Consider the following 14,272-nt stretch of genomic DNA (forward strand, 5'->3'; position numbering starts at 1 on the left):
CTGTACGGTAGCGCTGATCTGACGGTCCGTCAGCTCCCTTGTGGGTGCCCGCTGGATTGCGCGGACCGCGTGTGGACTCTGTGAGAGTCCGTGGGGCTTGGCACGGCGGCCTGTGATCGCTGTCTCCCACAGCTGACGCATCCGCCATGAACAAGGCAAACTGGCGTCCTAGTACCAACGGTTCGGCAGGGGGACAGCGATGGACGGTGTGCCGCGAGTACCGAAGCAGCGGGGTCGCGAGGAATCGGCGGCATTGCGCTTCTGTGTGCTCGGCCCGGTGCGCGCCTGGCGCGGGGAGGAGCTCCTGCCCGCGGGATCTCCGCAGCAACGCGCCCTGCTGGCGGTCCTGCTGCTCCGCGAAGGACGTACGGCCACGGCCGCGGAGCTGATCGACGCCCTGTGGGGTGACGATCCCCCGGCCCAGGCACTGGCCACCGTCCGTACGTACGCATCACGGCTCAGGAAGACGCTGGGCCCCGAGATCCTGGTCAGCGAGTCCGGCGGTTACGCGATCCGGCTGCTCGGCGGCGGCGGAACGCTGGACCTCGCCCTCGCCCAGGAACTCGCGGCCGACGCCGAGAAGGCCCGCAACGCCGGCGATCTCTGCCACGCCCGCGACGTACTGAGGCGGGCGCTGAGCCTGTGGGAAGGGGAACCGCTGGCGAACATGCCGGGCCCCTCCGCGGATACGCAGCGCGCACGCCTAGAGGAGTTCCAGCTTCAACTCCTCGAATCCTGCCTCGACATGGACCTGGAGCAGGGCTGCCACGCGGAGGCCGTGTCGGAACTGACCGCACTCACGGCGGCGCATCCGCTCCGGGAGCGGCTGCGCGAACTACTGATGCTCGCGCTGTACCGCTCCGGCCGCCAAGCCGAGGCCCTCGCCGTGTACGCGGACACCCGGCGCCTGCTGGCCGACGAACTGGGCGTGGACCCACGAGCGGGCCTGAGGGAACTCCAGCAGCGCATCCTCCAGGCGGACCCGGCCCTGGCCGAACCGTCCGCCCCGGCCGCGGAGCCCGCGACAGCACCGGTGCGCCCGGCCCAACTCCCGGCCACCGTCACGGACTTCACCGGCCGCGCCGCCTTCGTCCAGGAACTGAGCGACGTCCTTGCCGCCGCCTCCTCCGACGAGGACCGCGTCATGGCCGTCTCCGCGCTGGCGGGCATCGGAGGCGTAGGGAAGACGACGCTGGCCGTGCACGTGGCCCACCAGTCGCGGAGCGCTTTCCCGGACGGGCAGTTGTACGTCGACTTGCAGGGGGCCGGGGCGCGGTCCGCTGAGCCTGAGACTGTGCTGGGGGCGTTCCTGCGGGCCCTGGGCACCGCCGACTCGTCCATCCCGGACTCGTTGGAGGAGCGCTCGGCGCTCTACCGGTCGGTGCTGGACGGCCGCCGGGTACTGGTCCTGCTGGACAACGCGCGGGACGCCGCACAGGTACGTCCGCTGCTCCCGGGGACGGAGGGGTGCGCGGCCCTGGTCACCTCGCGCGTACGGATGGTGGACCTGGCCGGGGCGCATCTGGTGGACCTGGACGTGATGTCCCCCGAGGAGGCCCTCCAGCTCTTCACCAAGATCGTGGGCCGCGAGCGCGTCGAGTCGGAGCGCAAGGCCGCGCTCGACGTGGTGGCGGCGTGCGGCTTCCTGCCACTCGCGATCCGCATCGCGGCGTCGCGGCTGGCCGCACGACGGACGTGGACGGTGTCCGTACTGGCGGCGAAGCTCGGGGACGAGCGGCGACGGCTGGACGAGTTGCAGGCCGGGGATCTTGCCGTAAAGGCGACCTTCGAGCTGGGCTATGGGCAGTTGGAGCCGGGCCAGGCCCGTGCCTTCCGGCTACTGGGGCTGGCGGACGGGCCGGACATGTCGCTGGCGGCGGCAGCCGCGGTACTGGATCTTCCGGTGGAAGAGACGGAGGACTTGCTGGAGTCCCTCGTCGACACGTCGTTGTTGGAGTCAGCGGCGCCTGGTCGGTACCGGTATCACGATCTCGTACGGCTTTACGCGCGTTCTTGCGCGGAGCGGGATGAGCAACCGCCCAGTGAGCGGGATGCGGCGTTGTCGCGGTTGTTGGACTTTTACTTGGCCACCGCAGCACGGGTGTACGCCATAGAGCGCCCGGGCGACCGGACTGTGGACCACCTTGAGGTGACCGAGCAAGCGGGCCAGGAGTTCATCGACGATGGGAAGGCGCTGGATTGGCTGCACTCCGAGGCGGCTTGCATTCTGGCCTGTGTGCAGCAGTCGTTGGGGCCAGGGACGCTGCGGCGCGCAGTTGATCTCCTCCTTGCCTCCAAGGATCTGTCGGAGTCCGGGGCAAGCTCCCTACGCTACGAGTCGGCTACATGCGCGGCACGTGACGCTGCGGCAGCACTCGGTGATAGGCATGCCGAGGGACGCGCGTGTGTCACCCTCGCTCAAGTACTCAACAATTCGGGGCACTTCGAGAAGGCCGCAGCTGAGGCAGACCGAGCCGCGGAACTCAGCCGCGAGTCCGGGGATCCCTGGACCAGCGGCAACGCCCCCAACGAGCAAGGCATCATCGCAAACTGCATGAATCAGCATGCAGTCGGCGAGGCCTATCTACTCACCGCCATCGAAGCCTTCCGTAACGACGGCAACCGGCCCGGCGAGGCGAGTGCCCTATGCAATCTGTCTCGGGGGCTGGACTCAATGAACCGCACGAGCGCGGCAATTGACCTTGCTCGTCAAGGGATGGCCATCTACGACGAACTCGGCCTCACCTTCCGCCTCGCCAACGCAAGGTATGCGCTTGGGATTGTCCTCGGCCACGCGGGCCGCCACACCGAGGCGCTGGATCAACTCACCCAGGCCCTTCAGGTTTTCGTGGAGAACCGCCAGCGTTTGTGGGAGGGAACCACTCACTTCCGCATAGCGCAGGTTCACCTCTTGGCCCACCGTCCAGGCCAAGCAGCTCAGCACGCTGAGCAAGCACTCGCCACCGGCTGTATTGGTGGCGAATGGATGCGCGCCAACGTTCTGACTCTCCTGGGGAAGTCCCTCGACCGCCTCGGGCAGCTCGACCGCGCACGGGCCTGTTGGCACGACGCCCTAGCTATCCACGACGACTCAGGGGCACGGGAGGCCGATGAAGTACGCGGCCTCCTCAACCCGGTCGCGGCGGCCTGACGTACCGGCTGACTCGGCGTTCATCGAACGTTTATGGGTCGCTGCCACTCTCTGGGACATCGACCCGTCGCGTCGGGGGGCAGACGGATCGCATGGGCCCCACGGATAAGGTGGTCGGCCCCAGAACGCCCGCTCGGCAACCCTCGGGGGAGTTGCCGAGTGGGCGTTCTCAGCCCACACACCGTCAATCCCACAGGAGTTCTTAGCTATGAGCGACGCCGAGAAGGACCAGGACCTCACCACGCAGGACAGCCACCAGCCTGCCCCGCCCAGCGACAGCGAAATCACCACCTTGGACAGCCACCAGCCCGCGCCGCCCAGCGGCGACGAGATCACGACGTTGGACAGCCACCAGCCCGCGCCGCCCATCGACAGCGTGATAACCACCTTGGACAGCCACCAGCCTGCCCCGCCGGCGCTCGGCCTCGACAACAAGTAGACCTCCATCCCGACGGGGATCGGCCGCGGTGGCGCGGAGGGGGAGCCACCGCGGCCGATGCATGTCCGGGGCGCGTACCGGGGGAGGTTCGGGCCAATCCTTGGAGGGAGCCGTCCGAGTCCCTGGCCCCGTTGGACTCGCCCGCCCCGTAACTCAGCCACTCCCCGATGGGGGCCGAGCCCACCCGGCTCGGCCCCCATCGGCATGCTCGGCCGGCGCCCGCGCCACGTCCCGCGCATCCCGCGTCGAGCAGCGCAAGCCACGCGCAGGGGATTGGCAGATATGTCCCACCCGCCGCCACCCGCGCCCCGCACAACTGCAGGCGCACCGCCGCTCAGGCAGCCATGACCTGCACGTCGTACTGCGGAATCCGCTTGTCTCGCGTCACCAGCGTCATGCCCTCGGTCTGCGCCTGAGCGATCAGTATGCGGTCGAAGGGATCGCGGTGATGCGCCGGAAGGCGACCGGCCCGCACCCCGTGCCCCGCCGTGATGGGCAGGCCGGTGAACTGACTGTCGCGAACCCGTTCGGCCAGGTCCTCCGGGCCGGCGAGCTTCCCCAGCGACTGCTTGATGGCGATCTCCCATGGCGTCACCGCGCTCACATACACCCCGGGCTCGGTGTCAAGGAAATCCTTGATCTCCCCCGACAGCTCGGGGGAGTCGTCCAGCCACCACAGGATCACGTGTGTGTCGAGCAAGAGCCGCATCAGTGCATCCCGAAGGCGTCGGCGATGTCATCCGGGAGGTCATCGAAGTCGTCCGGGATGTGGATCTGCCCTCGGAGCGACCCTCGCCCCGACCGCCGCACCTTGGGCCGCAGCGGAACCACCTTGGCCACCGGCTCCCCCGCCTTGCTGATCACGACCTCTTCTCCCGTCGCGACCTGCTCCAGGATGCGCGAGAAGTGCGTCTTGGCCTCGTGCACGTTGTATTGCCGGGCTGCTTCCACGACGGCCTCACGATCAGCGGATCCAACGGGTGGACTAAGTACTGGACTAAGCATAGCCTGCCTCCCTCAGCTCGCACCACACCGTCTTGCCCACCGCTCCCTGCTCCACGCCCCACCGAAGCGCCACCGCATCGAGCAGAGCCAGCCCCCGCCCCGACTCGTCATCCCCCGTGGCGCACAGAAGGACGGGCAGGGCGCGCGGATCGGGGTCGGTCACCTCGACCCGGATCCGGTCCCCGTCCGCGCGGGTCACCCGTAGGCGTACGGGAGTGCCCTCGCCCACGTGTCGGATCACGTTGGCAACGAGCTCCGTGGCGCAGAGCTGAACGTCCGAGCAGGGTGCGCCCAGGTGCTGACGCACGGCGCGGCGCAGGTCCGGCACCACCTTCGGCAAGGCGAGCAGATCGAGCTCAAGGTGCTGCGGCGCGTTCACTGTTCGGCCGCCTTCTGGAGCACGGCGGTGAGCTTGCGCGCGGTGGCGGTGTTGCAGTTGCCGAGCGCGACCAACCCTGCCGGGGGTGGATACGTACCCGCGAAGGTCGGCAGATCCACGCGCAAGGAGGGAAGCGTGATGCCGTGGGCGGCGAGGGCTGCGCGGAGTTCGTCCACGCGGCGATCGACGTCGTCGGCGGTTGGGGGATGGGCGGGTTGGGGGTCTTGCATGGGGTACGCCTCCGGTGCGCGTGTCCGTACGTTCCGTAATGAACCAGTCACACAGTGACGCGAAGTTGCGTACCGTAAAAGGGGTTTGGGTTGCGCAGGGCAATTAGCAAATGGCGGTGGTGAGTTGTGCCCTCCCGTAAGGATCCCGACGCGTCGGCGAACGTTCCCTCGTTCTACGGCGCCGAGTTGCGCTATCAGCGGGAGCTGGCGGGCCTGACGCTGGAGCAGCTGGCGGAAGGGAGCTTCCGCGGCGTGCCCTTCCTGAGCCAGATCGAGCGCGGCGAGCGGCGCATGACATTGGATCTGGCCAAGCACGTCGACCAGAAGCTCGACACAGACGGCTTTTTCGAGCGCCGTTGTGAAGATGCGCGCAGGGCGCGGCAGTCGGGGCACGCGGAGTACTTCGCGGACGTGGCCGAGATGGAGCGGCATGCGGAGACGATCGAGGACTGGGCTCCGATGATCGTGCCTGGGCTGCTGCAAACAGGGGCGTATGCGCGCGCGATCGTACGGGCGGCCATGCCCCGAGCCTCGGACGACGAGGTCGAGGAGAAGGTGAACGCCCGGATGGCGCGGGCAGAACTCTTCGACTCGGAGAACCCGCCGAAGTTCTGGGCGATCCTCGACGCATCACTGATCCGTCGCCCGGCTCTCCCGGACGAGCAGATGGCGGGGCTGCTGGTGCACATCGCAGAGCTGGCCAGGACCACGCGCTCCATTTTGCAGATCGTTCCAGAAACCGCCGCCGCCCATCCATTCATGATGGGCATGACCCGGATCATGACCTTCGCGGACGCTCCTCCGGTGGTGTACGCCGAGAGTCTGCACAGCGGCCAACTCATCGACTATCCGGCGCTCGTGAAGCAGTACCGGGAGTCGTACGATCTGCTCAGGGCCGTCGCACTGTCGCCTGAGGCGTCCCTCACCATGATCGAGGCAGCGGCAGAGGACTATCGAAATGGCAAGCCACGAGATTGACTTGAGCGCCGCGAAGTGGCGCAAGAGCAGCTACAGCAACGGCACCGGCGGCGAGTGCGTCGAGGTAGCCCCCGGCCTCCCCGGAGTAATCCCCGTCCGCGACTCCAAGTCCCCGACAGGCCCCGTCCTCCTCTTCCACCCCAAAGCCTGGACCTCCTTCCTCTCACCCCTGAAGCACTAACCCACCAGCCACGCGGGGGCGATTGGCAGATACGTCCCACCCACCGCCACGAAAACGCCTGGTGGCGTCCCCTGTCCCTGGTACACATCTGCCATTCCCCCTCAACACCCCGGCCGGCCTTGGTTATCCACAGGGGCGAGTGCGGGTGGGGGATGTGCGGGAAAGTGGGGGTGTGGAGCGAGTGGGGTTGGGCGGGATGGTTGAGGGGGCGTGTTGCTTGTTTCGCGTGCCCTTGGGGGGGGTGGCCTAGGCAGAGTCTCTTCCGGAAGCTTGGGGCGGAGGGATGGACCCGGGTTCGGGCCGGGGTCTGGGCCGAGCCGGGGCGAGGCGTGGATCTTGCCACTCGCCTCCGCGCCGTGCAGCTGCTCAAACCGCAGCTCGTGATCAGTCATCGCTCGGCAGCCGCACTGTGGCGGATCGAGGTGCTGAACCTGCCCCAAGGAACGGCGCGAGGAGCGGCGCAGAGGACGACGACACAGGGAGCGACGGCACAGGGAGCGAAGGCACAGGGGGCGGCACAAGAAGCGGCCCTGGAGTTCTGCGACCCGAGTCTGTCCATCCGACGGGCGGGCAAGGGGGTGCGCGTGTACCGGCTGCCCCTCACGCAGGGCGATGTCGTGGAGCGAGGGGGCCTGCGGATCACGGGTATCGGCCGCACGCTCGCGGATCTGCTGCGAGCCGGGCCTAGGGACGACGCGCTCGTCGCCGTGGAGTCGGCCCTGACCTGGCGCAGGGTCGACGGAATCCGCCGCGCACCGCTCACGACTCGCGACGCGATCGCAGCCGCGCTGGAAGCTCCTCTGCTCGGGGCGGCCAGGGCCCGCCGCCGGCTGAAGCTCGCCGACCCGTACGCCGGCTCACCCGCAGAGACAATCGCACGTCTGCGCATGCACGACGCCGGCCTCCGTCCAGAGCCCCAGGCCGAACTCCTCACCCTCGGCGGCCGCCGTTGCCTCCTGGACTTCCTCTTCCGGGCCGAAGGGCTGGCCGTCGAGATCGAGGGGTACGCCTACCACGGCAGCCGCGCGTCCCACCACCGGGACATCGCCCGCTACAACCAGGTCCTCCAGTGCCCGGAGGTCCGCCTCCTCCTCCGGTACACCGCGGCGGACGTCTTCGGACGCCCCGCCCAGATCGTCCAGGAGATCCAGACCGCCCTCACCAAGCTCGGCCCACACCCGAAGATCCCCTCGACCCCCGGCCCAGGAAGCGCGGAAGCGTAGCCGCCCCTTCCCCACCACTCCCACCCCCAGGTCACCGCCCCCGCAACTCCCCCTTCACCACCTTCCCACTCGCGTTCCGAGGCAGCTCCCCCACGAACTCCACCCCCCGCGGCACCTTGTAGTTCGCCATCTCGCGGCGAGACCAGGCGATCAGGTCGTCCCCCGTCACCACGGCCCCGGGACGCCGCACGACATACGCCTTGCCGACCTCGCCCAGCCGGCCGTCCGGGACGCCGATCACCGCCACGTCGGCGACATCCGGGTGGAGGCCGAGGAGCTGTTCGATCTCGGCGGGGTAGGCGTTGAAGCCGCCCACTATGAACATGTCCTTGAGCCGGTCGGTGATGCGGAGGTTGCCCTCGGCGTCGATGACCCCGACGTCGCCCGTGCGCAGCCAGCCGTCCGCGTCCAGTACGGCGGCCGTGGCCGTCGGATCCTCGAAGTAGCCCTGCATGACGTTGAAGCCGCGGACGAGGACCTCGCCGGGGGTGCCCGGCGCGAGGGGCTCCCCCTTCGGGCCCACCACCCGTACCTGCGTGTCCGGGATCGCCCGCCCGGAGGTCGAGGCGATCACGGGCGGGGCGTCTCCGCGGCGGCACATCGTGACGATTCCGCTGGCCTCCGAAAGCCCGTACGCCGTCAGGACCGTGTCGATCTTCAGCTCCGACTTCAGGCGTTCGACGAGGCGGAGGGGGACCACGGCGGCGCCGGTCACGACCAGGCGCAGCGCCGAGAGGTCGTGGGCGTCCCGGGAGGGGTGGTCCAGCAGGGACTGGTGGAGAGTCGGCGGGCCGGGGAGGACCGAGATGCGTTCCGAGGCCACGTTCGCGAGGACCGTGTCCACGTTGAACACCGGTTGCGGGATCATCGTCGCGCCACGCATCAGGCAGGCCACGATGCCCGCCTTGTAGCCGAAGGTGTGGAAGAAGGGGTTCACGATCAGGTAGCGGTCGCCTTCGCGCAGGCCCGCCAGTTCGCTCCAGATCGCATAGCCGCGGAGTGTTTGCGCGTGGGTGATGACCGCGCCTTTCGGGCGGCCGGTCGTGCCGGAGGTGAAGACGATGTCGGAGGGGGAGGATCCGGAGAGGCCGGCTTCCCGTTCGCGTACCTCCGCCGCGCCCACGCCTTCCCCGGCCGCCAGGAAGTCCTTCCAGGTACGGAAGTCGGCGGGGGCGTCATCCGAGAGCACGACCACCTGTTCCAGGTGCGGGAGGCCGGGGAGCGGACCCGCGCCGTCTCCCTCCCCCGCGGCCCGCCGCAGCGACGCCACGTACGACGTGCCCAGGAACGTGCCCGTCACGAAGAGCAGGCGGGCCCGGCTGCGGGCCAGTACGTACGCCGCCTCCGTCCCCTTGAAGCGCGTGTTCAGCGGGACCAGGACGGCCCCCGCCGACACCGCGCCGAGCGCGGAGACGATCCAGTCGAGGGTGTTCGGGGCCCAGATGGCGACCCGGTCGCCCGGCCGGACCCCGCTCGCGAGACTGGCCGCCGACGCGCGTTCGACGCGGGCGCCCAACTCCTCGAACGAGATACGGGTACGGCCGTCGGCCACCGCCTCCCGGTCCGCGAAGCGTGCCGCCGCCGACCGGACCAGTCCCGGGATGCTGCCCCACTCCAGGTCTCCGCGCATCTCACGCCTCCCCGCACCCGAAACGCAACTGCTGACTGACCGTCAGATTAGCTGTAGCCTGACGCCCTGTCAGCTGTTGGGACTCCGTGCGGAGGTGTGCGCACATGGCAAGGACCGCAAAAAGGGCCACTCCCAGGACCGCCCCAAGGACCATGCCGGGGATCAAGGACGCCACCGCCATCGTCGGGATCGGGCAGACCCCCTTCGCCCGCCAACTCCCCGAGTCCGAGAAGGCCTTGGCCTGTCGTGCGGTCCTCGCCGCCCTCGACGACGCCGGGATCGAGCCCGCCGAGGTCGACGCGCTCGCCTCCTACACCATGGAGGAGACGGACGAGGTGGAGGTCGCGAAGGCCGTCGGGTTCGGTGACCTCACCTTCTTCAGCAAGGTGGGCTACGGGGGCGGGGGTTCGTGCGCCACCGTCGCGCATCTCACCGCCGCCATCGCCACCGGACAGGCCACGGTCGGTGTCGCCTGGCGGTCACGGAAGCGGGGCAGCGGGCCCCGGCCCTGGAAGAACACGGCCGTCCAACTCCCCACCCCCGCCCAGTGGACCCGCCCCTTCGGACTCCTCAGACCCGCCGACGAGATCGGCATGCTGGCGCGCCGCTACATGCACGAGTACGGCGCGACCCGCGACCACCTCTTCAACGTCGCCCTCGCCTGCCGCAACCGCGCCAACCAGAACCCGGCCGCGATCATGTACGAGCGCCCCCTCACCCGCGAGATGTACATGACCTCCCGCTGGATCAGCGAACCCCTCTGCCTCTTCGACAACTGCCTTGAGACGGATGGCGCGTTGGCGTGTGTCGTCGTCTCCGCCGAGCGGGCCAGGGACTGCCGACGCAAGCCCGTGTACGTCCACTCCGCCGCCCAGGGCCTGCCCTCCCAGCACCACGGGATGGTCAACTACTGGAACGACGACCCGCTCACCGGCCCCGCCTGGACCGCCGCCCGACACCTTTGGAAACACGCCGACTTCACACCCGAGGACGTGGACGTCGCGCAGATCTACGACGCGTTCACGCCTCTCATACCGCTCTCCCTCGAGGGATACGGCTTCTGCGGGAAGGGCGAGGGCGCGGGGTTCACGGAGGGCGGTGCGCTGGAGATCGGCGGGCGGCTGCCCATGAACACGGGGGGAGGCGGGCTCTCCGAGGCGTACGTGCACGGCTTCAACCTCATCAACGAAGGGGTGAAGCAGTTGCGGGGCACGAGTACCGCCCAGGTGCCGGGCGCCGCCACCTGCCTGGTCACGGCCGGCGAAGGCGTCCCGACTTCCGCCCTTCTCCTGAGGAGTTGACCATGAGCGACGACGACCACGCCGCCCTCCTCTCCCCTGTCCCCGACGACGACGGCGCCCCCTTCTGGCAGTACGCCGCCCGCGGCGAACTCCGAATCCAGGCCTGCGCCGACTGCGGCGAACTCCGCTTCCCGCCCCGTCCCTGCTGCCCGCACTGCCACTCCTTCGCGAGCGAGTGGCGGAGGATGAGCGGGCGGGGGCGCGTCTGGTCGTACGTCGTCCCGCATCCGCCGCTCCTTCCCGCGTACGCGGCTCAGGCCCCGTACAACGCGATCGTGGTCGAACTCGCGGAGGCTCCGCGGATCCGGCTCGTGGGGAATCTGGTGAGCGGGCCCGGCGCGCCGCTCAACTCCGCCCCGGTGGAGCGGATTCGGATCGGGGCGCGGGTGCAGGTGGTCTTCGCTGAGACGGACGGGGTGTGCGTGCCGCGCTGGATACTGGATCGGCCATGAGCGGAAACGGCCTGCGCGTCACCACCGACAAGGACACCGGGGTCGCCGTCCTCACCCTCGACCGGCCCGACAAGCTCAACGCCATCGACGTCGAGACGGCCTCGGAACTCGCCTCGGCGTGGCGGGAGTTCCGGTACGACGACTCCGTACGAGCCCTCGTCGTCACCGGGGCGGGCGAGCGGGCGTTCTGTACCGGGATCGACCGGGGCGTCGACGTTCCGCAGCCCAACTCCCCCTACATGGTGGACGATCCGCTCCTCGCCATCGGGCCGAAGGCGAACGACCTGTGGAAGCCGGTCATCGCCGCCGTGAACGGCATGGCCTGCGGGGGTGCCTTCTACCTGCTGGGGGAATCGGAGTTCGTCGTCGCGGACGAGGCGGCGACCTTCTTCGATCCGCACACCACGTACGGGATGGTCAGCGCGTACGAGTCCATCTACATGGCGCAGCGGATGCCGTTCGGGGAGGTGGCGCGGATGGCGTTGATGGGGACGGCGGAGCGGATTTCGGCGCGGCGGGCGTATGAGGTGGGGCTGGTGTCCGAACTCACCGCGCCCGGCGGGGCGTTGGCTGCGGCCGTGTCCTGTGCCGCGGTCATCGCCTCGTATCCGACGGAGGCCGTCCAGGGCACCGTGCGTGCGCTGTGGTCGGCGAAGGAGGCGGCGCGTACCCAGGCACTCGCCCACGCGCCGCATCTCGTCTCCCTCGGCAACCTGCCGAGCGAGCGGCAGGCGGGGCTGTTCAGCGCCCGGCGCTCGGCGTTCAGGACCCGTTGACGTCAGGGGGCGGCGGTGGGGTGTTTTTCGCCCCCTCCGCCCCTACCCGTCCCTTGTCCCTGGGGGCTGCCGCCCCCAGACCCCCGCTGTCGGCCTGAACGACCTCGTCCTCAAACGCCGGACGGGCTGAAACGGGGCGTAGCCCCGGAAGTACGGGACGGGAAGGGGCGGAGGGGGCGAACAACCCCTCACACCGTCCGGGCCGTCCCCGTCCCCTTCTCCGCGTCGAGCGCGTACACGCACCGGTCCTTGCTGCAGGCGTACACGACGCCGTCCTTGACCACCGGGGCTCCGGTGATCTCACCGCCGGTGGCGAGTTTCCACCGCAGCCGCCCGTCGTCCGCCTTCAGCGTGTACAGGAGATGGTCGGTGGAACCGAAGTGGATGCGGCCCTCGGCGACAGCTGGGGCGCCGACCAGGTCGCCGCCCGCCTGGAAGCGCCACTTGGGGGTGCCGGTGACGGCGTCCAGGGTGTAGAGGCCCTTGCCGCTGCCGACGTGGATGTGGCCGGCGGCGACGAGGACCGGTTCGATCGAGGATCGGGACTCGGTCGCGATGCGCCACCGGTCACGGCCGTCGGTGGCGTCGAGGGCGTACACGGTGCCGAGGTAGTCGGCGAGGTAGACGCCACCGCCGGTGACGGCGGGACCCGGCACGAAGGCCGGCGGGCAGAGGAAGACCGCCGGGGCCTCGAAGTGCCAGCGGACATGCCCGTTCGCCGTGTCGATGGCGAGAACACGGGTGCCCGCGGAGACGTACACGTACCCGTCGGGCGCCGAAGTGATCCGCACCGGCACACCGCCGCAGGAGGCCGCGTCACCGATCGGGTAGGACCAGCGCTCCTCGCCGGTACGGGCCTCCAGGGCACGCAGCCGGGCGTCCTGCCAGACGTACACGGTGCCGTCGTGGACGGCGGGCCCGGCCTCCGGGGACTCGAAGTCGGTCTGGGCGCCGGAGATCTGCCACAGCTTGTGGCCGTTGGCGGCCTCCCAGGCCTGTACGCCGCCGCCGCGCGTGCCGGTGACGACGGTGCCCCGGTCGGCCTTGAGGGAGTACACCCAGGCGTCCGTCGACAGACGCCACAGGTCACCGCCCTCCCGGGCGTCCAGCGCGAAGAGCGTGGGACCGTCGGAGGCGTGGATACGGCCGTCCGCCACCGACATGGACCAGGCCACGTCGCGCGTCTTGAAGCGGCGCCGGCCGGTCGCGACGTCCAGGGCGTGCACCTCGAAGGAGGTGACGTAGACCAGGTCGTCGGCGACCGAGGGCGTACCCCAGACGTCGTTCGACATACGGAAGCGCCACGGCCGCCAGCCGGACGGGGAGTCCGGCGCGGGGGGCGCGACGACGGGCGCGGGGTCGGCGCCGTTCACGCCGGGGCGCGGCCGGGACCAGGACGCGGCGAGGCCCGCCTCCGGAGGGGGTGCCTTGACGGCGGCGGCGCGGGCATCGACAACGCGCGGACCTGGGCCGATGGGCACCTGGCCACCCGCGAGGCGCACGGGGCCGGTGTCGGGCGCCCCGACGGGCAGGGGGGCGTGCGCGGGCGGGGGCGGCACACGCCCGCCGCCACTGCGGCCTGCCGACGGCGCGGGCTTCGCGGGCGGCCGGCCCCCGCGGCGCGCCTCGATCAGGCTCACCGCACGCTCGGGCAGCCACGCCGACGCCGTACCGCTGTCGTCGGATCCGGAGCCGAAGAGGTGGGGTGCCAGCTGGGCCTGGAGGTCGGCGGGGTTGGGGCGGCCCGTGGCCTCCATCTGCATACAGGACTCGATGAGCGGGCGCAGTTCCGCAGGCAGGCCTTCGAGGTCCGGGCCCTCCCTGAGCAGCATGAAGACCGTCTCGACGGGGTTCGCGCCGTGGAAGGGGGCGTGGCCGGTGGCGGCGAAGACGAGCATCGAACCGAGCGAGAAGACGTCACTCGCGCCGGTCACGCTGCGCGAGTCCTTCGCCTGCTCGGGCGACATGTACGCGGGCGTGCCGACGGCGACGTTCGTCATGGTCAGACGAGTGTTTGAGACACCGGAGGCGATGCCGAAGTCGATCACTCGCGGGCCGTCCTCGACGACGAGGACGTTCGAGGGCTTCAGGTCGCGGTGGACGAGGCCCGCGCCGTGGATGGACTGCAGCGCCTCCGCGACACCGGCCGCCAGCCAGCGCACCGCCTGGGCCGGCATCGGCCCGCACTCATTCACCATTTCTTCCAGCGAGGGCGCGGGCACGTACGCGGTGGCCAGCCACGGCACGGCCGCGCGCGCGTCGGCGTCGACCACGGCCGCCGTGTAGAAGCCGGACACAGCCCGGGCCGCCTCGACCTCGCGCGAGAAACGGACCCGGAACAACTGGTCCTCGGCGAGCTCCGTCCTGACCGTCTTGATTGCCACGCGCCGGCCGGAAGCCGAGCGCGCGAGATAGACCAGCCCCATGCCGCCGGCACCCAGCCGCCCCAGCACCTCGAACGGCCCGATCCGACGCGGATCGTGCTGCGTCAGCTGATCCACCACTTGCCTGCCACCTCCCCGTACGA

14 protein-coding genes are annotated in these 14,272 nt (G+C 70.0%); 8 read left to right on the forward strand and 6 right to left on the reverse strand.

The annotated features are described in order from the left end of the window. Window positions 1-199: 199 nt before the first annotated feature. Both AB0N66_RS12520 and AB0N66_RS12525 read left to right on the forward strand, forming a co-directional pair. Complete coding sequence (locus AB0N66_RS12520; RefSeq protein ID WP_365432230.1) at window positions 200-3,151, forward strand: BTAD domain-containing putative transcriptional regulator; 2,952 nt, start codon at window positions 200-202, stop codon at window positions 3,149-3,151. A gap of 208 nt (window positions 3,152-3,359) precedes the next feature. Beyond that, the gene (locus AB0N66_RS12525; RefSeq protein WP_365432233.1) at window positions 3,360-3,590 is read left to right on the forward strand and encodes a sigma-like protein; all 231 of its coding nucleotides are present in this window, start codon (window positions 3,360-3,362) and stop codon (window positions 3,588-3,590) included. A 334-nt stretch (window positions 3,591-3,924) separates the two neighbouring features. Here AB0N66_RS12525 and AB0N66_RS12530 read toward each other — a convergent pair whose 3' ends face one another. Genes AB0N66_RS12530 through AB0N66_RS12545 form a run of 4 tightly spaced genes read right to left on the reverse strand, consistent with a single transcriptional unit; the run spans window position 3,925 to window position 5,204 of the window. Then, window positions 3,925-4,299 (reverse strand): type II toxin-antitoxin system VapC family toxin, encoded by a 375-nt coding sequence (locus AB0N66_RS12530; protein ID WP_365432236.1) that lies wholly within the window; start codon window positions 4,297-4,299, stop codon window positions 3,925-3,927. Beyond that, on the reverse strand, window positions 4,299-4,541 hold the full coding sequence (locus AB0N66_RS12535; RefSeq protein WP_365432238.1) for a type II toxin-antitoxin system prevent-host-death family antitoxin: 243 nt from the start codon (window positions 4,539-4,541) through the stop codon (window positions 4,299-4,301). Before AB0N66_RS12535 ends, AB0N66_RS12530 begins: the two co-directional genes overlap by 1 nt. 46 nt (window positions 4,542-4,587) lie before the next feature. Continuing rightward, window positions 4,588-4,974 (reverse strand): ATP-binding protein, encoded by a 387-nt coding sequence (locus AB0N66_RS12540; protein ID WP_365432241.1) that lies wholly within the window; start codon window positions 4,972-4,974, stop codon window positions 4,588-4,590. Then, window positions 4,971-5,204: a hypothetical protein gene (locus tag AB0N66_RS12545; RefSeq protein WP_365432244.1), complete on the reverse strand. Its 234-nt coding sequence runs from the start codon at window positions 5,202-5,204 to the stop codon at window positions 4,971-4,973. The genes AB0N66_RS12540 and AB0N66_RS12545 overlap by 4 nt, the downstream gene beginning before the upstream one ends. A 126-nt stretch (window positions 5,205-5,330) precedes the next feature. Between AB0N66_RS12545 and AB0N66_RS12550 the strand changes: the two genes are divergently transcribed. From AB0N66_RS12550 to AB0N66_RS12560, 3 genes are all read left to right on the forward strand, one after another. Beyond that, complete coding sequence (locus AB0N66_RS12550; RefSeq protein ID WP_365432247.1) at window positions 5,331-6,182, forward strand: helix-turn-helix transcriptional regulator; 852 nt, start codon at window positions 5,331-5,333, stop codon at window positions 6,180-6,182. Beyond that, window positions 6,163-6,363 (forward strand): DUF397 domain-containing protein, encoded by a 201-nt coding sequence (locus AB0N66_RS12555; RefSeq protein WP_365432250.1) that lies wholly within the window; start codon window positions 6,163-6,165, stop codon window positions 6,361-6,363. Before AB0N66_RS12550 ends, AB0N66_RS12555 begins: the two co-directional genes overlap by 20 nt. Before the next feature lie 329 nt (window positions 6,364-6,692). Further along, a complete protein-coding gene (locus AB0N66_RS12560) occupies window positions 6,693-7,586 on the forward strand; it encodes a hypothetical protein (RefSeq protein WP_365432253.1) in 894 nt (297 codons plus the stop codon). A gap of 31 nt (window positions 7,587-7,617) precedes the next feature. Here AB0N66_RS12560 and AB0N66_RS12565 read toward each other — a convergent pair whose 3' ends face one another. After that, on the reverse strand, window positions 7,618-9,216 hold the full coding sequence (locus AB0N66_RS12565) for a FadD3 family acyl-CoA ligase (protein WP_365432256.1): 1,599 nt from the start codon (window positions 9,214-9,216) through the stop codon (window positions 7,618-7,620). Between the two features lie 152 nt (window positions 9,217-9,368). On the opposite strand from AB0N66_RS12565, the gene AB0N66_RS12570 reads away from it, so the two are divergent. From AB0N66_RS12570 to AB0N66_RS12580, 3 genes are read left to right on the forward strand one after another with little or no spacing between them, the layout of a single operon-like run. After that, window positions 9,369-10,517 (forward strand): lipid-transfer protein, encoded by a 1,149-nt coding sequence (locus AB0N66_RS12570; RefSeq protein ID WP_365432731.1) that lies wholly within the window; start codon window positions 9,369-9,371, stop codon window positions 10,515-10,517. 2 nt (window positions 10,518-10,519) lie between these two features. Further along, window positions 10,520-10,969, forward strand: a complete 450-nt coding sequence (locus AB0N66_RS12575; protein ID WP_365432259.1) for an OB-fold domain-containing protein — start codon at window positions 10,520-10,522, stop codon at window positions 10,967-10,969. Further along, window positions 10,966-11,745, forward strand: a complete 780-nt coding sequence (locus AB0N66_RS12580; RefSeq protein WP_365432262.1) for an enoyl-CoA hydratase/isomerase family protein — start codon at window positions 10,966-10,968, stop codon at window positions 11,743-11,745. Before AB0N66_RS12575 ends, AB0N66_RS12580 begins: the two co-directional genes overlap by 4 nt. A 188-nt stretch (window positions 11,746-11,933) precedes the next feature. Here AB0N66_RS12580 and AB0N66_RS12585 read toward each other — a convergent pair whose 3' ends face one another. Further along, on the reverse strand, window positions 11,934-14,249 hold the full coding sequence (locus tag AB0N66_RS12585; protein ID WP_365432265.1) for a serine/threonine-protein kinase: 2,316 nt from the start codon (window positions 14,247-14,249) through the stop codon (window positions 11,934-11,936). Window positions 14,250-14,272 lie beyond the last annotated feature (23 nt).

It is taken from the genome of Streptomyces sp. NPDC093544, from assembly GCF_040683495.1.
GTDB lineage: Bacteria > Actinomycetota > Actinomycetes > Streptomycetales > Streptomycetaceae > Streptomyces.

What these genes read in the sequence shown, in the direction of transcription:
- AB0N66_RS12555 (WP_365432250.1), top strand. Translation starts at nt 6,163, where the DNA reads ATGGCAAGCCACGAGATTGACTTGAGCGCCGCGAAGTGGCGCAAGAGC.
- AB0N66_RS12530 (WP_365432236.1), bottom strand. Translation starts at nt 4,299, where the DNA reads ATGCGGCTCTTGCTCGACACACACGTGATCCTGTGGTGGCTGGACGAC.
- AB0N66_RS12565 (WP_365432256.1), bottom strand. Translation starts at nt 9,216, where the DNA reads ATGCGCGGAGACCTGGAGTGGGGCAGCATCCCGGGACTGGTCCGGTCG.
- AB0N66_RS12545 (WP_365432244.1), bottom strand. Translation starts at nt 5,204, where the DNA reads ATGCAAGACCCCCAACCCGCCCATCCCCCAACCGCCGACGACGTCGAT.
- AB0N66_RS12575 (WP_365432259.1), top strand. Translation starts at nt 10,520, where the DNA reads ATGAGCGACGACGACCACGCCGCCCTCCTCTCCCCTGTCCCCGACGAC.
- AB0N66_RS12580 (WP_365432262.1), top strand. Translation starts at nt 10,966, where the DNA reads ATGAGCGGAAACGGCCTGCGCGTCACCACCGACAAGGACACCGGGGTC.
- AB0N66_RS12525 (WP_365432233.1), top strand. Translation starts at nt 3,360, where the DNA reads ATGAGCGACGCCGAGAAGGACCAGGACCTCACCACGCAGGACAGCCAC.
- AB0N66_RS12570 (WP_365432731.1), top strand. Translation starts at nt 9,369, where the DNA reads ATGCCGGGGATCAAGGACGCCACCGCCATCGTCGGGATCGGGCAGACC.
- AB0N66_RS12520 (WP_365432230.1), top strand. Translation starts at nt 200, where the DNA reads ATGGACGGTGTGCCGCGAGTACCGAAGCAGCGGGGTCGCGAGGAATCG.